A 17160-nucleotide genomic window follows, 5' to 3' on the forward strand; every position below is an offset into this window, starting at 1 on the left:
CTGCGTGATGCTCACAGCTTCGCTCCCCCGGCTTCTGACTCGGTGTTACCTGTCGGCGATCAGCCCAGTTGCTCCATCACGTCGTCCGGAATTTCCGCGTTTGAATAGACGTTCTGCACGTCATCCAGGTCTTCAAGCATGTCGATCAGCTTGAGGACCTTCTCGGCGGTCTCCAGATCAAGCACTGCACTGGTTGTCGGCAACATGACGATTTCTGCGTCGGAAGCCTTGAAACCTGCGGCCTCAAGAGCGTTACGCACGGCATAGAACCCGGAGAACGACGTAAACACATCGATCGAACCGTCGTCGTTGGTCACGACATCATCGGCGTCAGCTTCCATGGCAGCCTCGATAAGGGCATCCTCATCGACGCCGGCAGCAAAGGAAATCTGACCCTTGCGATCGAACAGGTAAGCCACAGAGCCGTCAGTACCGAGGTTGCCGCCACACTTGGTGAACGCATGGCGAACGGCAGCGGCGGTACGATTACGGTTGTCAGTCATGGTTTCGACCATGATTGCCACACCGCCCGGGCCGTAGCCCTCGTAACCCAGTTCCTCGACATCGTCACCGTCGGATGCGCCCACGCCTCGCGCGACCGCACGATCAATGGTGTCACGGGTCATGTTTGCACCAAGCGCCTTATCCAGCGCCAGGCGCAGACGCGGGTTGGAACCAGGATCGCCGCCGCCCTGACGCGCAGCAACGGTCAGCTCACGAATCCACTTGGTGAAAATCTTGCCTTTCTTGGCATCCTGACGCTCTTTGCGGTGCTTGATGTTCGCCCACTTAGAATGACCTGCCATTTTTCGCTCCAGATTCTTTTTGAAACACCTTCACCTTTCGCCCTGAACAACCGGGCAAAAAGCTTCACTCAATAAGGGCAGATACAGGGCGTATCGACGATACGCCCTGCCCGGCATCACTCAGCCTTCGGCTGCTCGCGCAGACGGATATGCAGCTCACGCAACGCTTTGGCATCGACAACGCCAGGCGCCTGGGTCATGACGTCGGCGGCGCTCTGGGTTTTCGGGAACGCAATCACTTCACGAATCGATTGCGCGCCGGCCATCAGCATCACCAGACGGTCCAGACCAAACGCCAGACCACCGTGCGGCGGTGCGCCGTATTTCAAAGCATCGAGCAGGAAGCCGAACTTCTCCTGCTGCTCGTCTTCGGCGATACCCAGCAGACGGAAGACCGCCTGTTGCATTTCCTTGCGGTGAATACGAATCGAACCGCCGCCCAGCTCGGTACCGTTGAGCACCATGTCGTAGGCACGCGACAGCGCCGTCGCCGGGTTGGCTTCCAGCTCTTCAGGCGTGCACTTGGGTGCCGTGAAGGGGTGGTGCAACGCGGTGAAGCTGCCGTCGTCGTTTTCTTCGAACATCGGGAAGTCGACGACCCACATCGGTGCCCACTCGCACGTATGCAGCTTGAGGTCGTTACCGATCTTGATGCGCAGCGCACCAAGGGCTTCGCTGACGATCTTGAACTTGTCCGCACCAAAGAACACGATATCGCCGTCGACCGCACCCACGCGATCAAGGATGACGTTCAGGTTGTCTTCCGGGATGAACTTGACGATCGGCGACTGCAAGCCTTCCGGCCCCTTCGCGCGTTCGTTGACCTTGATGTAGGCCAGGCCTTTGGCACCATAGATGCTGACGAATTTTGTGTAGTCGTCGATCTGGCTGCGCGCCATGCTGGCAGCGCCCGGCACACGCAGTGCGGCAACACGCCCTTTGGGGTCGTTGGCCGGACCGCTGAACACCTTGAACTCGACGCCGGTGAGCTGATCGGCAACATCCACCAGTTCCAGCGGGTTACGCAGGTCCGGCTTGTCGGAGCCGTAGCGGCGCATGGCCTCTTCGAAGGTCATGTGCGGGAAATCACCGAACTCCAGGTCCAGAACTTCCTTGAACAGCTGACGAACCATCTTCTCGGTCAGACCGATGATGTCCTCTTCATTGAGGAAACTGGTCTCGATGTCGATCTGGGTGAATTCCGGCTGACGGTCGGCACGCAGGTCTTCGTCGCGGAAGCACTTGGCGATCTGATAGTAGCGGTCAAAGCCAGCCACCATCAGCAATTGCTTGAACAACTGAGGCGATTGCGGCAGGGCGAAAAAGCTGCCCGGGTGTGTGCGACTTGGAACCAGATAGTCGCGAGCACCTTCCGGCGTGGCGCGGGTCAGGATCGGCGTCTCGACGTCGAGAAAGCCGCTGTCATCCAGATAGCGGCGGATGCTGGTGGTGATGCGCGAACGCAGACGCAGCTTCTCGGCCATTTCCGGACGGCGCAGGTCGATAAAGCGATAACGCAGGCGTGTTTCCTCGCCGACGTCGGAATATTCATTCAGTGGGAATGGCGGAGTCTCGGACTCGTTCAGCACTTCGAGTTCGTAACCCAGAACCTCGATGGCACCCGACGCCATATTCGCGTTCACGGCACCTGCCGGACGAGCACGAACCTTGCCCACGACCTTGACCACGTACTCGCTGCGCACGCGGTCTGCGGCGGCGAAGCTGTCGGCACGATCAGGGTCGAACACGACTTGGGCCATGCCTTCACGGTCGCGGATATCGAGGAAGATAACGCCTCCGTGGTCACGACGACGGTGGACCCATCCGCAAAGGGTAATTTCCTGGCCTTCCAGACTCTCGTTCAGTTGGCCGCAATAATGGCTGCGCATCATGATGATGTTTTCACTTCTCGTAATTCGAATTCGGTGGCGCTTTCGCTCCTGGCTTGCGCTCAGTGGTACACGGCACCGGCACAAGACTAAAGCCAGCCCTGGCCCACGCAGAGTCACGCCCGCTAGCAAGACGGAGGATTATATAGAGTTAATTGGCACCGTGCAGCCGAACGAACCTATCACGGCCGGATAAGTTCGTGACCGCCCCCAGCTCGGTCGCGCTACGAGGGAAACGCAGGCACGTCGAGGCGGGCCTGCAGGAATGAGGATGACGACCACTCTAAACGTGGGTATTTTCCACGTGAGCATCCTTCAACAGATGCGCAACACAGACAACGCGAATGAGACCGCTGAAGTTTTTTACACCTCCATGACGTAAGTGAACCTCTCGATCAATGTAGGACAATACCGCATTAACAGAACACTCATTGGAACTTGCAATGCCTGACAGAATATTCCAATACACGTTCTCCAGGCGCAGGCAAGTAGCCAGACCATTGAGCCGAACGGATTTGGAATGAGGCTGCGCTAGGGTCATGTTGAAATCTTCGACAAAGGGGTCATGGCGTATTTCCACCTCCCGATGTAAAAACTTAAGCTCTCGCTCAGCACTTCGTAACATCATAACGATCACCTTCGAATCATAAACTTTAAACATTAAAAGAAATATTCAAAAACAAATAAATACCCTGATGCATAAAACATGATTCGAGATTTTATATCCAGCCGCTCTGATACTTTATCACTGTAGGAGATGGCTACAGGAATCAGCGGAATATCGTTTAACCCTGAAGGGATAATGAGGAAGTGCGAGGGAGATGGCTGGATGATAGGCGTGATAACAGGCGGCGACCAAGCCTTCATCTGCCTGAATGCCCCGGCAGCGGGGGGCCAAAAAGGCAAGGGGCAGGCACCGCCTGCAATGCAACACATGAGGAACTGGCGAGTGGCGCTGAGCGTCACTCGCCCCGGTCGTTATTTCGACTCAAGCATCGAGCGCAACATCCAGGCAGTTTTCTCATGAACCTGCATACGCTGCGTCAACAGATCAGCCGTCGGCTCGTCGCTGACCTTGTCGAGAAGAGGAAAGATACTACGCGCAGTACGGACAACGGCCTCTTGACCCTGAACCAGACTTTTGATCATATCTTCGGCACTTGGCACGCCCTCTTCTTCCTTGATGGAAGACAGGCGAGCATACGTCGAATAAGTGCCAGGAGCAGGAAAGCCCAACGCACGAATACGCTCGGCGATAGAGTCAACCGCCAGTGCCAGTTCGTTATACTGTTCTTCAAACATTAAATGCAGCGTGCGAAACATCGGCCCGCTGACATTCCAGTGAAAGTTGTGAGTCTTGAGGTAAAGCACATAAGTATCCGACAGCAGATGCGACAGACCGTCCACGATCGACTTGCGATCCTCTTCACTGATACCAATATCGATTGCCATGTTTCATGCCCTTTTAGTGAGGATTGAAAAGCAGTAAAGACCACTACTCTATCAAGAGAACCCGAATGGCGCAGCTTTCCGTTGGGTCGATGCCACAAGCCTGCAACGATTCATGGACGTACCAGGGTGCTTTGCGACGCGTCACCACAGGTGCCACGGACAGAAAATTCCTGCACTTCCTCAATAGTCATCAGCAAAACCAGCCTGAACGCTCTGTTTCAACCCCTGTAGCGGCACGGGCTATCAAAGCAGGGCAGGCAGGAGGGCCGTTATTGATTGCTGATTTGAGTAGCATCAGGCTTTGCTGTTAAATACACGACGTGTCGCCAACGAGTTGCCATTCAGCGCTGGCGCATAGGCTGGCCCTGCGCCCGTGCATCACGCCTCATCTTGTTCAGAAGCGTACCGGGCGTTACCAGCTATTTCTTGTAATCCTTCTTGCATGTGAGCTTTTTAAAATGTTGAAAATCGTCCATCTGGTAACGGGAGCAGCAGCCCTGTTGCTCTCTTTCATACCTAGCCTGCGTAGTGAAGCGGTCTCTCTCTACCTGCAAAACCCTGACGCCATCTGCCTGGCATTTCTCGGGCTGCTTAACCTGATACTCGCTCCGGTAATCCCTTACTGGAATCGAGGCCCACGTCATAATCTGCAAAATCTGGTCAGTGCCCTGCTTGTCATTGCGGTAATAGTACAAACGCTGACCTTGCTTGTTCCTCTGCCCGGCATCGCAAGCCAACCGGCAATTCTGGTTAGCCTGAGCATCGCCATCGTGGCCGTCGCCTTGCACCTGGGCGTCAGCTTTTACAGGTCTTACACTCCATCCTCCGCACCTCAAAACCACGACATGGGAAATCGTGATACTGGCACCGTAAAGTGGTTCAACACCTCCAAGGGCTTCGGCTTTATCTCCCGGGATTCCGGCGACGATATTTTTGTGCATTTTCGTGCCATTCGCGGTGAAGGCCATCGCGTACTGGTCGAAGGCCAACGCGTCGAGTTTTCCGTGATGAACCGCGACAAAGGCCTGCAGGCCGAAGACGTTATTGCAGCCCTGCCCCGCCGCTGACTTTTTTCGGGCAATAAAAAACCGCGACCTTCCAAAGGAAGTCGCGGTTTTTTTATGGCAACAGATCAATAGTGAGGTGGCGGCGCTTCTTCCTCGAAGGTATCGAACTGACTGCCCATCTCCTCCTGACGCTTGATCATTGCAGCCATCTGCTGCTGTAGATGATCAAACTCGCGCCGCTGCTTTACCAGCACATCATTGAGTGCCTGAATCGTATCGTCCTGAAAGGCCATACGGCTTTCCAGCTCCATGACTCGCTCTTCAAGGCTCATGACTGCTCCTCCTCAAATCGAAAATCATTCGTCAATACCGGCCTGAGCTGCCGGCAGATTGCCGAGAACTGCTCGTCGGTGTAAGCAACTGCAGCATGCTTGCCCCACACGGGCGCAGGCCAGGCCGCATCGTCACGATTGCGCACAATTACGTGCATGTGCAACTGACTGACCACATTGCCCAAGGCAGCAATGTTGATTTTATCCGCATCGAACAGCTCTTTCAGCACCTTGGCCAGAACACTGGTTTCCTGCCATAGCTGCAACTGATCTGCAGCGCTCAACTGAAACACCTCAGTGATATCAGCCCGACGCGGTACCAGAATGAACCACGGGTAATGACTGTCATTGGAGAGCAGTAACCGGCACAGCGGAAAGTCGCCAATGGGCAAGGTGTCTTGTTGAAGACGAGAATCCAGAACGAACACGATAAAAAACTCCTGACTGCCAGGTGAATGTACCTGCCCTGTCGGTAACAGGGTGCTGCGAGGTCCGCAGGATACTAGGGTTCGCAAGACGCTTCACCTGCCCGCCGCCATGCGCACCAGAATGAGTCCGGCATAACGGTGACCGCACCGATTTGACGCTCGCTAATGTCACACAACCGCCAACCATGAATTCATGCATTGAAACGCCGCCTGACAATTGCCTGCTTCAGGTACATGAAAATGAAACAGCCCTAGCCTCACCATGGTGACCAACCAGAGCATTGCTCCAGGTTCAGGCGAACCGGGCACGCACTGCACCAAAATCACACACTGCTGTTGCGACAACAACACAACGCATTCGTTTTCTACTCAAAGGGAGCTGATTCGGGTAACGCTTTTGCGAGAAAGAACCGCCCCCAACCCTGACACGTAAAATCCATCGATATTTTTACAAAATTGAAATATTCATAAAAATCATATGGATAAATCAAAAAAGCGATGCTGATTCTGATTTTTCACAAAATTTTTTAATTTTCGGAAATTTTGTGCACGCTTGTTGCTTTATGACCCATATGATCACGCCACCCCCGGCGGAAAACGAGGGTGACAGCATCAAGGGAAACAAGGCTCGCGACCTTGGGGGACGTGTTTGGCAGACTGCGTATTGATCCATTCGATCAAGCACAGATGACACTACGGGCTAGCCTGGCGCCATGTCGTAAAGAATCTGAAAGGATAGAGCTGTACCTATAGCAACCAGCGTCAGCGTGATATAGATTCCGCCGACCAAAAATAGAAAGAGCCGTCCAGATAAAAAAACAGGTGGACGGCAAAAATCTTCTAAAAACCAAAGGAGCAATCACGATGAGAGTGATGAAGTGGAGCGCAATCGCACTGGCCGTTACGGCAGCCAGCACCCAACTGGCAACAGCGGCACCTTTCGTCAGCGATCAGGCTGATGCCAAGGGCTTTGTGGAAGGCAGCACGCTTGACCTGAAGTTGCGCAATTACTATTACAACCGTGACAAAAAAGCAGGCGCAGATGATGATCGCGACTGGACCCAAGGTATCTGGGCCAACTTCAGCACCGGCTATACCCAAGGCACCATTGGTGTCGGCGTTGAGGCATTCGCCTACGCTGGCGTGAAACTGTGGGGTCCAGACAAGTATTCAGGTTCGGGCAACCTGATCACCGACTCTGCCGGCAACAACGAAGACACCCAGGCCAAAGCTGGCGGCGCAGTCAAATTCCGCGTTTCGAAAACTGAACTGAAAGTGGGCGACATGCAGCCGACCAGTCCAGTGTTCGCAGTCGGCGGCTCACGTCTGTTACCTCAGACCGCAAGCGGTATCAGCCTGCAGAGCAGTGAGCTCAAAGGTCTGGACCTTGAAGCTGGTCACTTCTACTCTGGCACCAGCCAGGATGACACCAGTCACGGCGGCAGCATTTTCGCCAACTACGCAGCTGTTCGCGCCAACAGCGCAGACTTCGCCGGCGGCAAATACGCTATTACTGACAGCCTGGGTGTTGCATTCTATGCAGCCAAACTCGAAGACATCTGGGATCAGTACTACGGTAACGTGAACTACGCCCTGCCACTGGGTGGAGATCAGTCTCTGGCATTTGATGCGAACATCTATCGCACCGTTGACGAAGGCAGCGCCAAAGCCGGCTCGATCAGCAACACCGCGTTCTCCGGTTCCGCAGCTTACTCCTTCCTTGCTGCCCACACCGTGACCCTGGCGTTCCAGAAAATCAACGGTGACACCCCGTTCGACTACATCGGTATAGGTGACAACAACCGCGGTGGCGACTCGATCTTCCTGAACAACTCCATCCAGTACTCCGACTTCAACGGTCCGGGCGAGAAGTCCTGGCAGGCTCGCTACGACCTGAACATGACACCGTATGGCGTTCCTGGCCTGAGTTTCATGACCCGCTACATAAAAGGTACTGACATCGACGGCACCAAAACGCCGGCTGGTAGCGCCTACGCTGGCCTGTACGGTGCAGACGGCGAGCACCACGAGACCAACCTTGAAGCTAAATACGTAGTGCAAACCGGCCCGGCCAAGGACTTGTCCTTCCGTGCACGTCAAGCATGGCACCGCGCCAACGCCGATCAGGGCGAAGGCGACGTCAACGAGTTCCGCCTGATTGTCGACTACCCGATCTCGATCCTGTAATCGCAGCTCAGCACTCGTTAATAGAAGAAGCCCGGCTCATGCCGGGCTTTTTCATTTGGCTCTGAAAGAACTCCCCTACCCTCTGCAAGCCTGCCCCGCCCTGTACGCGACCGGAACACCGCCGTACAATGCCAGGTCATATCCAGTCTCAGCAACCGACAACGGCCAACCATGCGCACCAGTCAATTTTTGCTCGCCACACAGAAAGAAACCCCTTCCGATGCGGTCGTGGTCAGCCATCAGCTGATGCTGCGCGCTGGCATGATTCGTAAACTGGCATCCGGTCTTTACACCTGGCTGCCCATGGGCCTGCGCGTGCTGCGCAAGGTCGAAGCGATTGTTCGTGAAGAAATGGACGCCGCTGGCGCACTCGAAATTCTGATGCCCGGCATTCAGCCTGCAGAACTCTGGCAGGAATCCGGTCGCTGGGAACAATACGGCCCGGAGCTGATGCGCCTGGTCGACCGCCACAACCGTGAGTTCTGCCTGGGCCCGACCCACGAAGAAGTCATCACCGATCTGGCACGCAATGAGCTCAACAGCTATAAACAGCTGCCGATCAACATGTACCAGATCCAGACCAAATTCCGTGACGAAATCCGTCCACGCTTCGGCCTGATGCGCGGGCGCGAGTTCGTCATGAAAGACGCCTACTCGTTCCACGCTGACCACGCCTCGCTGCAGGTCACCTACGACCGCATGCACCTGGCATACAGCAACATCTTCACCCGCCTGGGCCTCAAATTCCGCCCGGTCGAAGCTGACAACGGCTCGATTGGCGGCGCAGGCTCGCACGAGTTCCATGTGCTGGCCGAATCCGGCGAAGACGATATCGTGTTCAGCGATGGCTCCGATTACGCAGCCAACATCGAAAAAGCCGAAGCAGTACCTCGTGAGAAAGCTCGTCCGGCCGCTACTGAAGAATTGCGTCTGATCGATACTCCAAACGCCAAGACCATCGCCCAACTGGTCGAAGGTTTTGATTTGCCGATCGAGAAAACCGTCAAGACGCTGGTGGTCCATGCTGCCGAAGAAGGCAAGCTGATTGCCCTGATCATCCGTGGCGATCACGAGCTCAACGAAATCAAGGCCAGCCAGCTTGAACAGGTTGCCAGCCCGTTGGTGATGGCATCCGAAGCCGAACTGCGTGATGCCATCGGTGCAGGCGCAGGCTCGCTGGGTCCGTTGAATCTGCCGCTGCCGTGCATCATCGACCGCTCGGTCGAGCTGATGAGCGACTTCAGCGTCGGCGCCAATATCGATGACAAGCACTATTTCGGCGTCAACTGGGAACGCGACCTGCCGGTTCCGACCGTCGCAGACCTGCGTAATGTTGTTGCGGGCGACCCAAGCCCGGACGGCAAAGGCACGCTGGAAATCAAGCGCGGCATCGAAGTGGGCCACATCTTCCAGCTGGGCACCAAGTACAGCGAAGCGATGAAGTGCCAGGTGCTGGGGGAAAACGGCAAGCCGGTCAATCTGGCGATGGGTTGCTACGGCATCGGCGTTTCCCGCGTGGTTGCCGCCGCAATCGAACAGAACAGCGACGAAAACGGCATTATCTGGAACGACACTCTGGCGCCTTTCCAGATCGCCTTGATCCCTCTGCGCTACGAAACAGACGCGGTTCGTGAAGCGACAGACAAACTGTACGCCGAGCTGACTGCCGCCGGCTTTGAGGTATTGCTCGATGACCGCGACAAGAAAACCAGTCCCGGCATCAAGTTCGCTGACATGGAACTGATCGGTATTCCGCATCGCATCGTAGTCAGCGACCGTGGTCTGGCCGAAGGCAATCTGGAATACAAGAGCCGTACCGAGTCGCAACCGCAAGCCATTGCAGTCGCGGATGTGCTGTCGTTCATCCAGGGCAAAGTGAACCGCTGAGTCAAAAGGCGCACCTGTTTTTTCAACAGGTGCGCCGCTCGTCACTCGCCCAATCCGCATCAGAGATCCCATGCTCAAACGAAGCACCTTAAGCCTCGGCAGCGCCGTCCTTTGCGGCTCGTTTCTCGTCGGCGGCTGTGCCAATCAGCTATCACAACGCAGTGAGCACGAGGAGCGCGTCGAACGCAAACTGCTCGAACACACACTGCAAGTCGATATCGGTGAGCCCAAAACGCTGGAGTTACCGCAACGCCGCGTGCGGATTCACGAGCACAAATCGTTCGAAGTTACAGATTTTGAAGTCACCCGCCACTATGACCGCTATACGCCTTACCAGCCCTGGCGGGAGATCTACGAGATCCCGCTCGGCGCGGTCGCTGTTGTAGCAGGCGTCGGGGCGAATGTGGTCAACGTGTTTGCACTGGGCAATTTGCCGGAAAGCATGACCCGGGACTGGATTCACTACGGTGTGGCAGGTCTGAACCCGTTCATGAACGCCCCCTCTCACGGGCGCGCCCAGCAGAATCTGGCGAGCATTGACGAAGTCCAGAAAGACAAACGGATCGAGAACTCCACGCTGCCGTGGAATGAACGCCCGGTGATGGTCAAGGCCGGTAACGAAACTCATGAAATGAGCACCGACCGCAACGGCGTTCTGCGCCTGAACCTGCTGGACAGTCCTTTTGCCGAACAGGACCTGAGCCGTATCACGCGCATTTATATCAACGTCGAAGACGACCAGGACAGCGCTCACGCGAACGCCAGCTTGCCGATCAGCCACTCTCTGCGCGGCAAGCTGCTGGAAGCCCACGCACTGATATACGACGATCTGGAAGATGACGAGGTCAGCCAATGGGTGCATCGCGTCAAACGCCTTTCTGACCTGGGGCTGGAAGAAGAAGCCAGCGAGCTCGAACAGAGCCTGATTGAACTGACACGCAACGATCCGCAGTTGCAGGGTGAATTTCTCAAATCACTCGCCAGAGATGCTGGCCGTCTCGTCGCCGTTCCCGCCCAGAGCCAGTAATGTGAAAGGCTGCGGCTGTAACCGCAGCTGATCATTTCATTATTGCGAGAACAACTCCAATTGTTCATGAGCTGCGCGCAGGTCGTGCAGACGCACACCTATACCCAGAAGCCGAACAGGCTTGGCACCCCGGGCAAACGCCTGCGCCAGCAACTGTTCGTAACTGCCCAGATCCCTTCCGGCTCCGGACTGCTCCAGAGTTGTCTGGGTGAAGTCGTGAAACTTCACTTTGACGAAGGGCTTGCCGGGCCGGTACTGCCCTTCCATTCTCGCCATCCGGTTACCGAGGGTTTCCAGCAGCGCGGGCAGCTTTTCCAGGCAGGCAGCCAGATCAGGCAGATCCGTGTCGTAGGTATTTTCTACGCTGACTGACTGACGCCGACTGTCGTTCTGCACCGGACGGTCATCTATTCCGTGCGCCAGACTCCAGAGACGCTCACCGAAGCTGCCAAACTCACGGACCAGCGCAAGCTTGCTGCGGCCTCGCAGGTCGGCACAGTCGACAATGCCCAGCCGCCCCAGCTTGTCTGCAGTGACTTTCCCGACGCCGTGGAGTTTGGTAACGGGCAAAGAGGCGACGAAATCCTCGACCTGATCCGGAGTAATGACGAACAAACCGTTGGGCTTTTTCCAGTCGCTGGCGATCTTGGCCAGAAATTTGTTCGGCGCGACGCCCGCCGAAACCGTGATGTGCAGCTGATTCGAGACCCGGCGACGGATGTCCTGGGCGATACGCGTGGCGCTGCCGGAAAAGTGCCCTGCATCCGATACGTCGAGGAACGCCTCATCCAGAGACAAAGGCTCTATAAGGTCGGTGTAATCCCGGAATATCGTATGGATTTCCCGTGACGCCTCCTTATAAGCCTCCATGCGCGGCTTGACGATGGTCAGGTCCGGGCAGAGCTTGAGTGCATGCCGGGATGACATGGCTGAACGCACCCCATAAGCGCGCGCCTCATAATTACAGGTCGCAATCACCCCGCGCCGCTCTGCAGAGCCCCCCACCGCCAGCGGCTTGCCAGCGAGTTCGGGCTCGTCACGCATTTCAATGGCTGCATAAAAGCAGTCACAGTCGATATGGATGATTTTGCGCTGCGTCATGACCTGATGGGATTTTGCAATCAATGGCTGAGCAGTATCTCATTCGTACCGGCAAGTAACATCCAGTGATGCAAAAGGTCGCCGTGAAAAGCAGTGAAAAGTCCCTGACGCGTGGTCGAAAAAACTGCGGAGCCCCGCCATACAGGCGTCAGAGCCGAAAAAACTCATCAGCGGCGGCGCTAACCAATTGAAGAAAAAGCACTTTTTTAAAACTAACCATTGACACCCCGCCATCTCTCTGTATAATTCCGCCACACAGACGCGGGATGGAGCAGTCTGGTAGCTCGTCGGGCTCATAACCCGAAGGTCGTCGGTTCAAATCCGGCTCCCGCAACCAAACATCAAAAAAGGCTACTCGAAAGAGTGGCCTTTTTTGTGCCTGCGTTAAAAGTACCTTCTCATGCCCTGCCACTGACACCCCTTCATTGCAGCCTGATCAGCGCTTTCACATTGAGGCGCAAAAAAGGCAGCATCATTGGCAAAGGTGCACAATCTGCTACTCATTTGCCTGCTTTCAAGATTAAGGGTTGACACTTCAGCGTTCGGCTGTAGAATGCCGCCACACAGACGCGGGATGGAGCAGTCTGGTAGCTCGTCGGGCTCATAACCCGAAGGTCGTCGGTTCAAATCCGGCTCCCGCAACCAAACATCAAGAAAGGCTACTCGAAAGAGTGGCCTTTTTTGTTTCCGGTGAAAAAACATTTCAGGCGACCGCTAACTGCCTGAGAAAAAAGACTATTTTCCAAGCCCTTTGAAACCCTATCATCACATCTGTAACGTAATGCTTTCATTGACGACAGTTTTTGCATGCGCTGCCGATAGGTGTTACTAAGCTGAATCACGACTGAACCTCGGCTGAACAGCATCGCCTGGTCGGATTCGCTATTCGCTCGTTAGACGTTGACGCGCTAACATCCTGAAATATTTTCTGCGTAGGGATTGGTAACTTGGCTGCATACCTCCATCCTGTCGCGCACGATAAGGAGTGATTGATGCGCGACAACATGTCCGATTCCAATGAAACCGTTGATGCAGAACAACCCGGCAGCCCGCCACGCCAGAACTGGCGTGAACTGCTAAGCAAATACCGGCAGCCTATCGGGCTGGCGGTGATGCTGCTGTTGTTCAGCCTGGCCCTTATTGCCTGCCGCCACATGCTGGTCGAAATGGACTGGTATGCGCTGCACGACTCACTGTTCGCAGTGCCCCTGCCCGCTCTGGGCGGCGCGCTGCTCGCAGCAATAGTCGGTTATGTCATTTTGATGGGCTATGAACTGTCCGCCAGTCGCTATGCCAATGTCGATCTGCCCATCAAGACGCTGCTTCTCGGCGGCTTCACCTCGTTTGCCATCGGCAATGCGGTCGGCCTGTCGATGCTGTCCGGCGGATCGGTACGCTATCGCCTGTACTCACGCTATGGCGTGGGGGCAATCGAAATCGCCCGCATGACCGTATTCGCCAGCCTTTCGCTAGGCTGTGCGTTGCCGCCACTGGCGGCACTGGCCACGCTGAGCAACCTGTCAGGCGCGTCACTGGCACTCAAGCTTCCCGTCGACGTACTGGCTGTAGTCGCCACAGCAGTTTTGATTGGCAGCCTGCTGCTGGCGGTGTTCGTCTACCGTCGCCGCCTGCCGGAACAGGACATTCCGCACAATATTCTGGTTCGCCTCGGTCGTCGTACCTTGCGCCTTCCAGACTTGAAGCTGACGCTGATCCAGCTGGTGATTACCGCGCTGGACGTCGCTGCTGCGGCGATGGTGTTGTACCTGCTGCTGCCGCACGCGCCGCCTCTCGGTGCGTTCATCCTTATTTATCTGCTGGCGCTCGCTGCTGGCGTACTTAGCCATGTGCCTGGCGGCGTCGGCGTGTTCGAGGCCATTCTGCTCGCAGCCTTTGCCAACGAACTGGGTGCCGCCCCGCTAGCCGCCGCGCTGCTACTTTACCGCTTGATCTACGTGATCCTGCCGCTGCTGCTGGCCTGCCTTACCCTGCTGTTTACCGAAGCCCAGCGCCTGCTGCCGACCAAGCAAGCCATGCGCGTTGCCTCGGGGCTGGCGGCACCGATTCTGGCCCTACTGGTTTTCTTGTCGGGGGTGGTGCTGCTCTTCTCTGGTGCCACCCCTGAAATCGATACCCGACTGGAAAACGTCGGCTTCATGATCCCGCATCGGCTGATCGACGCGTCGCACTTCGGAGCAAGTCTTGTGGGCGTGCTGTGCCTGCTGCTTGCCCAGGGCCTGCGTCGTCGGCTGTCTGCGGCCTGGATGCTGACCTCTATTTTGCTGCTGGTCGGTGCAGTGCTGTCGATACTCAAGGGCTTCGACTGGGAAGAGGCCAGCATGCTGCTGCTGACCGCCTGCCTGCTGCTCACGTTCCGCCGTTCGTTCTACCGCCCAAGCCGCCTGCTGGAGCTGCCGTTCTCGCCGGTCTACCTGATTGCCAGCATTTGTGTAGTCGGTGCCTCGATCTGGCTGCTGCTGTTCGCCTATCAGGACGTGCCTTACAGCCATCAGTTGTGGTGGCAGTTCACACTGGATGCAGATGCCCCACGCGGCCTGCGCTCGGCCCTTGGTAGCGCGGTGCTGTTGGTGGTGGTCTCGCTGACCTGGTTGCTGCGTACTGCCAGACCAGTCATCAAACTGCCCGACGCGGCAGATCTGGACAAGGCAGCCGAGATCCTCAAAGCATCCAAACAGCCGGATGGCGGTCTGGTGCTGACCGGCGATAAGGCGATCCTGTTCCATCCGGCTGGCAATGCGTTCCTGATGTACTCGCATCGCGGCCGCAGTCTGGTAGCGCTTTACGACCCGATTGGCCCGACCCAGCAGCGTGCCGAGCTGATCTGGCAGTTCCGCGACCTGTGCGACGTGCACCATGCTCGCCCGGTGTTCTACCAGGTGCGCGCGGAAAACCTGCCGTTCTACATGGACATCGGCCTCACCGCCATCAAGCTGGGCGAGGAAGCGCGCGTTGATCTGCGACGCTTCGATATCGACGCCAAAGGCAAGGAAATGAAAGACCTGCGTTACACCTGGAACCGAGGTGGCCGCGATGGGCTTTCGCTGGAAATCTACGAGCCGGGCCAAGCGCCTATCGATGAGCTGAAAGTGATTTCCGATGCCTGGCTAACCGGCAAGAATGTCCGCGAAAAAGGCTTCTCGCTGGGCCGCTTCAGCACTGAGTACCTCAAGTATTTCCGTATTGCCATCGTGCACTTCCAGGGCAAACCGGTCGCGTTTTCCAACCTGCTGGAAACCACCAGCCCGGAACTGGCCAGTCTGGACCTGATGCGCTCTCACCCGGACGCCCCCAAGCTGACCATGGAATTCATGATGGTCGGCCTGATTCTGCATTATAAAGCCCAGGGTTATGCGCGATTCAGCCTGGGAATGGTGCCTTTGTCGGGGCTGCAGCCACGACGTGGCGCGCCGATCACTCAGCGCCTGGGTTCGATGATCTTTCGTCGTGGCGAGCAACTGTACAACTTCCAGGGGCTGCGTCGCTTCAAGGACAAGTTCCAGCCCGACTGGGAACCTCGTTATATGGCCGTGCCTGCCGGACTTGATCCGCTCGTGGCACTGGCTGACACCGCCGCCCTGATTGCGGGCGGCCTGACTGGATTGGTGAAACGCTGATGATTCGACGCTCCTGGCGCCTTTTGCTTGCAGCTCTGGTAATTGTTCTTTTAGTCGTAGCACTGGGAATATGGATCTGGAACCGCCCTGCCCCGCCCGCATCGCTGGAACACTTGAACCTTGACGGTGGCGCGCCACTGACCAGCGTGACACCGGCCACCAGCATCAAGACCCGCATTGCGCTGGCCGTCACCGCAGAAGAAATGCTCACCGACAAGCAGTTGCTGGCGATCAGCAAGGACGCTTCGGCACGCATCATTCAGGTGGTATTGCCCAAGGACGACTGCGTCCTGCAACAGAAAACCTTTCAGGAAGCCCTGGCGAAGCTTGACGGCCCCGCGAAGGTTGTCGGTGGCATAGGCCCTGGAGCAACTCTGGCGTGGCGCTGGCTGGCCGAGCAGACCGACGACAAGGCGCAGGCCATTTCCGTCGGGTTTGCGCTGGAGCATGTTTCGAATCCGCCGCCTGTTCTGGAGGAAGACGAGAAACCGCCGCAGATCTGCGACGTGCCGCTGCCGCAAAAAGCTCCGCACGGACACTGGCTGGCCGCCTGGAACGACGCCCCGGATGATCCGAGTGCAGCGTTCGTGCGTGACCAGACCAATGCCGACACCAGCATCAGCGACTACGACATTCCGCTGCCTCAGGTGCTCAACACCGAGCTGCGCCACCTGTTACTCGGTGAAAACGACAGTGGCGGCCTGGGCATCCCGGTCGTCGAAGTCCCGACCAGCCAGCCTTCCGATACCGTGACACTGTTCATGTCCGGTGACGGCGGCTGGCGCGATCTGGACAAGGTCGTGGCAGGCGACATGGCCAAGATGGGCTATCCGGTGGTGGGCATCGACGTGTTGCGCTACTACTGGGAGCACAAGACACCGGAGCAGACCGCTGTCGACCTTACCGACCTGATGAACCACTACCGTCAGAAATGGGGCACCAAGCGCTTCATCCTGGCTGGCTACTCGTTCGGCGCGGACGTGATGCCCGCGATCTACAACCGCCTGGCTGCGGATGATCAGAATCGGGTCGACGCGATCATTCTGCTGGCCTTCGCCCGTACTGGCAGCTTCGAGATTCACGTCGACGGCTGGCTCGGCAACGCAGGCAAGGAAGCCACCACCGGACAGGAGATGGCCAAGCTGCCAGCCGCCAAGGTGTTCTGTGTTTATGGTGTCGAAGAGAAGAAAGACAGTGGTTGCACCGACACTACCGCAGTCGGCGAGGCCGTTCAGTTGCCTGGAGGTCACCACTTCGATGAAGACTATCCGGCACTGGCCAAGCGCCTGATCGACGCCATCAACAAGCGTCAGGGCAAGGCTACCGCTCAGTAAGCGCCGCCAGATAGAAGTCTGAACGGCATAAAAAATCCCGGCACCGTGAGGTCGCCGGGATTTTTTTATCCACGC

14 protein-coding genes and 2 tRNA genes are annotated in these 17160 nt (G+C 56.8%); 8 read left to right on the forward strand and 8 right to left on the reverse strand.

Going from position 1 to position 17160, the window contains the following annotated elements:
- Nucleotides 1–59: 59 nt before the first annotated feature.
- The 5 genes from FFH21_RS20135 to FFH21_RS20155 all read right to left on the reverse strand — a co-directional run bounded on the left by FFH21_RS20135 (nucleotide 60) and on the right by FFH21_RS20155 (nucleotide 4147).
- On the reverse strand, nucleotides 60–806 hold the full coding sequence (locus FFH21_RS20135; protein WP_004657903.1) for a YebC/PmpR family DNA-binding transcriptional regulator: 747 nt from the start codon (nucleotides 804–806) through the stop codon (nucleotides 60–62).
- Between the two features lie 116 nt (nucleotides 807–922).
- On the reverse strand, nucleotides 923–2698 hold the full coding sequence (aspS, locus tag FFH21_RS20140) for an aspartate--tRNA ligase (protein ID WP_011169276.1): 1776 nt from the start codon (nucleotides 2696–2698) through the stop codon (nucleotides 923–925).
- Between the two features lie 280 nt (nucleotides 2699–2978).
- Nucleotides 2979–3323 carry a ribbon-helix-helix domain-containing protein gene (locus FFH21_RS20145; protein ID WP_005746541.1) on the reverse strand — a complete coding sequence of 115 codons (345 nt, stop codon included), beginning with the start codon at nucleotides 3321–3323 and terminating at the stop codon, nucleotides 2979–2981.
- Between the two features lie 32 nt (nucleotides 3324–3355).
- A complete protein-coding gene (locus FFH21_RS30035; protein ID WP_155007517.1) occupies nucleotides 3356–3661 on the reverse strand; it encodes a hypothetical protein in 306 nt (101 codons plus the stop codon).
- Nucleotides 3662–3673: 12 nt separating this feature from the next.
- The gene (locus FFH21_RS20155) at nucleotides 3674–4147 is read right to left on the reverse strand and encodes a Dps family protein (RefSeq protein WP_003314356.1); all 474 of its coding nucleotides are present in this window, start codon (nucleotides 4145–4147) and stop codon (nucleotides 3674–3676) included.
- A 458-nt stretch (nucleotides 4148–4605) separates the two neighbouring features.
- Between FFH21_RS20155 and FFH21_RS30870 the strand changes: the two genes are divergently transcribed.
- On the forward strand, nucleotides 4606–5214 hold the full coding sequence (locus FFH21_RS30870) for a cold-shock protein (RefSeq protein WP_032704264.1): 609 nt from the start codon (nucleotides 4606–4608) through the stop codon (nucleotides 5212–5214).
- A gap of 65 nt (nucleotides 5215–5279) precedes the next feature.
- Here the strand turns inward: FFH21_RS30870 and FFH21_RS20170 are convergent, their stop codons facing one another.
- Together FFH21_RS20170 and FFH21_RS20175 are read right to left on the reverse strand one after the other, a co-directional pair.
- Complete coding sequence (locus tag FFH21_RS20170; RefSeq protein WP_002554665.1) at nucleotides 5280–5486, reverse strand: SlyX family protein; 207 nt, start codon at nucleotides 5484–5486, stop codon at nucleotides 5280–5282.
- Entirely contained in the window at nucleotides 5483–5914 is a 432-nt protein-coding gene (locus FFH21_RS20175) for an HIT domain-containing protein (RefSeq protein WP_004657909.1), read from the reverse strand. The genes FFH21_RS20170 and FFH21_RS20175 overlap by 4 nt, the downstream gene beginning before the upstream one ends.
- Nucleotides 5915–6778: 864 nt before the next feature.
- Between FFH21_RS20175 and FFH21_RS20185 the strand changes: the two genes are divergently transcribed.
- The 3 genes from FFH21_RS20185 to FFH21_RS20195 all read left to right on the forward strand — a co-directional run bounded on the left by FFH21_RS20185 (nucleotide 6779) and on the right by FFH21_RS20195 (nucleotide 11015).
- Nucleotides 6779–8101 (forward strand): OprD family porin, encoded by a 1323-nt coding sequence (locus tag FFH21_RS20185; protein ID WP_004657910.1) that lies wholly within the window; start codon nucleotides 6779–6781, stop codon nucleotides 8099–8101.
- 171 nt (nucleotides 8102–8272) lie between these two features.
- Nucleotides 8273–9988 (forward strand): proline--tRNA ligase, encoded by a 1716-nt coding sequence (locus FFH21_RS20190; protein ID WP_002554668.1) that lies wholly within the window; start codon nucleotides 8273–8275, stop codon nucleotides 9986–9988.
- Between the two features lie 70 nt (nucleotides 9989–10058).
- Complete coding sequence (locus tag FFH21_RS20195) at nucleotides 10059–11015, forward strand: hypothetical protein (RefSeq protein ID WP_004657913.1); 957 nt, start codon at nucleotides 10059–10061, stop codon at nucleotides 11013–11015.
- A 39-nt stretch (nucleotides 11016–11054) separates the two neighbouring features.
- On the opposite strand, the gene dinB is transcribed toward FFH21_RS20195, so the two are convergent.
- Nucleotides 11055–12116, reverse strand: coding sequence for a DNA polymerase IV (gene dinB / locus FFH21_RS20200; RefSeq protein WP_002554670.1), 1062 nt, complete (start codon nucleotides 12114–12116; stop codon nucleotides 11055–11057).
- A 260-nt stretch (nucleotides 12117–12376) separates the two neighbouring features.
- On the opposite strand from dinB, the gene FFH21_RS20205 reads away from it, so the two are divergent.
- From FFH21_RS20205 to FFH21_RS20220, 4 genes are all read left to right on the forward strand, one after another.
- Nucleotides 12377–12453, forward strand: a tRNA-Met gene (locus FFH21_RS20205).
- Nucleotides 12454–12684: 231 nt separating this feature from the next.
- Nucleotides 12685–12761: transfer RNA gene (locus FFH21_RS20210), tRNA-Met, on the forward strand.
- Between the two features lie 347 nt (nucleotides 12762–13108).
- Nucleotides 13109–15751: a bifunctional lysylphosphatidylglycerol flippase/synthetase MprF gene (gene mprF / locus FFH21_RS20215; RefSeq protein ID WP_011169278.1), complete on the forward strand. Its 2643-nt coding sequence runs from the start codon at nucleotides 13109–13111 to the stop codon at nucleotides 15749–15751.
- Nucleotides 15751–17085, forward strand: a complete 1335-nt coding sequence (locus FFH21_RS20220) for a virulence factor family protein (RefSeq protein WP_004666010.1) — start codon at nucleotides 15751–15753, stop codon at nucleotides 17083–17085. Before mprF ends, FFH21_RS20220 begins: the two co-directional genes overlap by 1 nt.
- Nucleotides 17086–17160: the final 75 nt, after the last annotated feature.

Source organism: Pseudomonas sp. KBS0707 (genome assembly GCF_005937945.2).
GTDB lineage: Bacteria > Pseudomonadota > Gammaproteobacteria > Pseudomonadales > Pseudomonadaceae > Aquipseudomonas > Aquipseudomonas amygdali.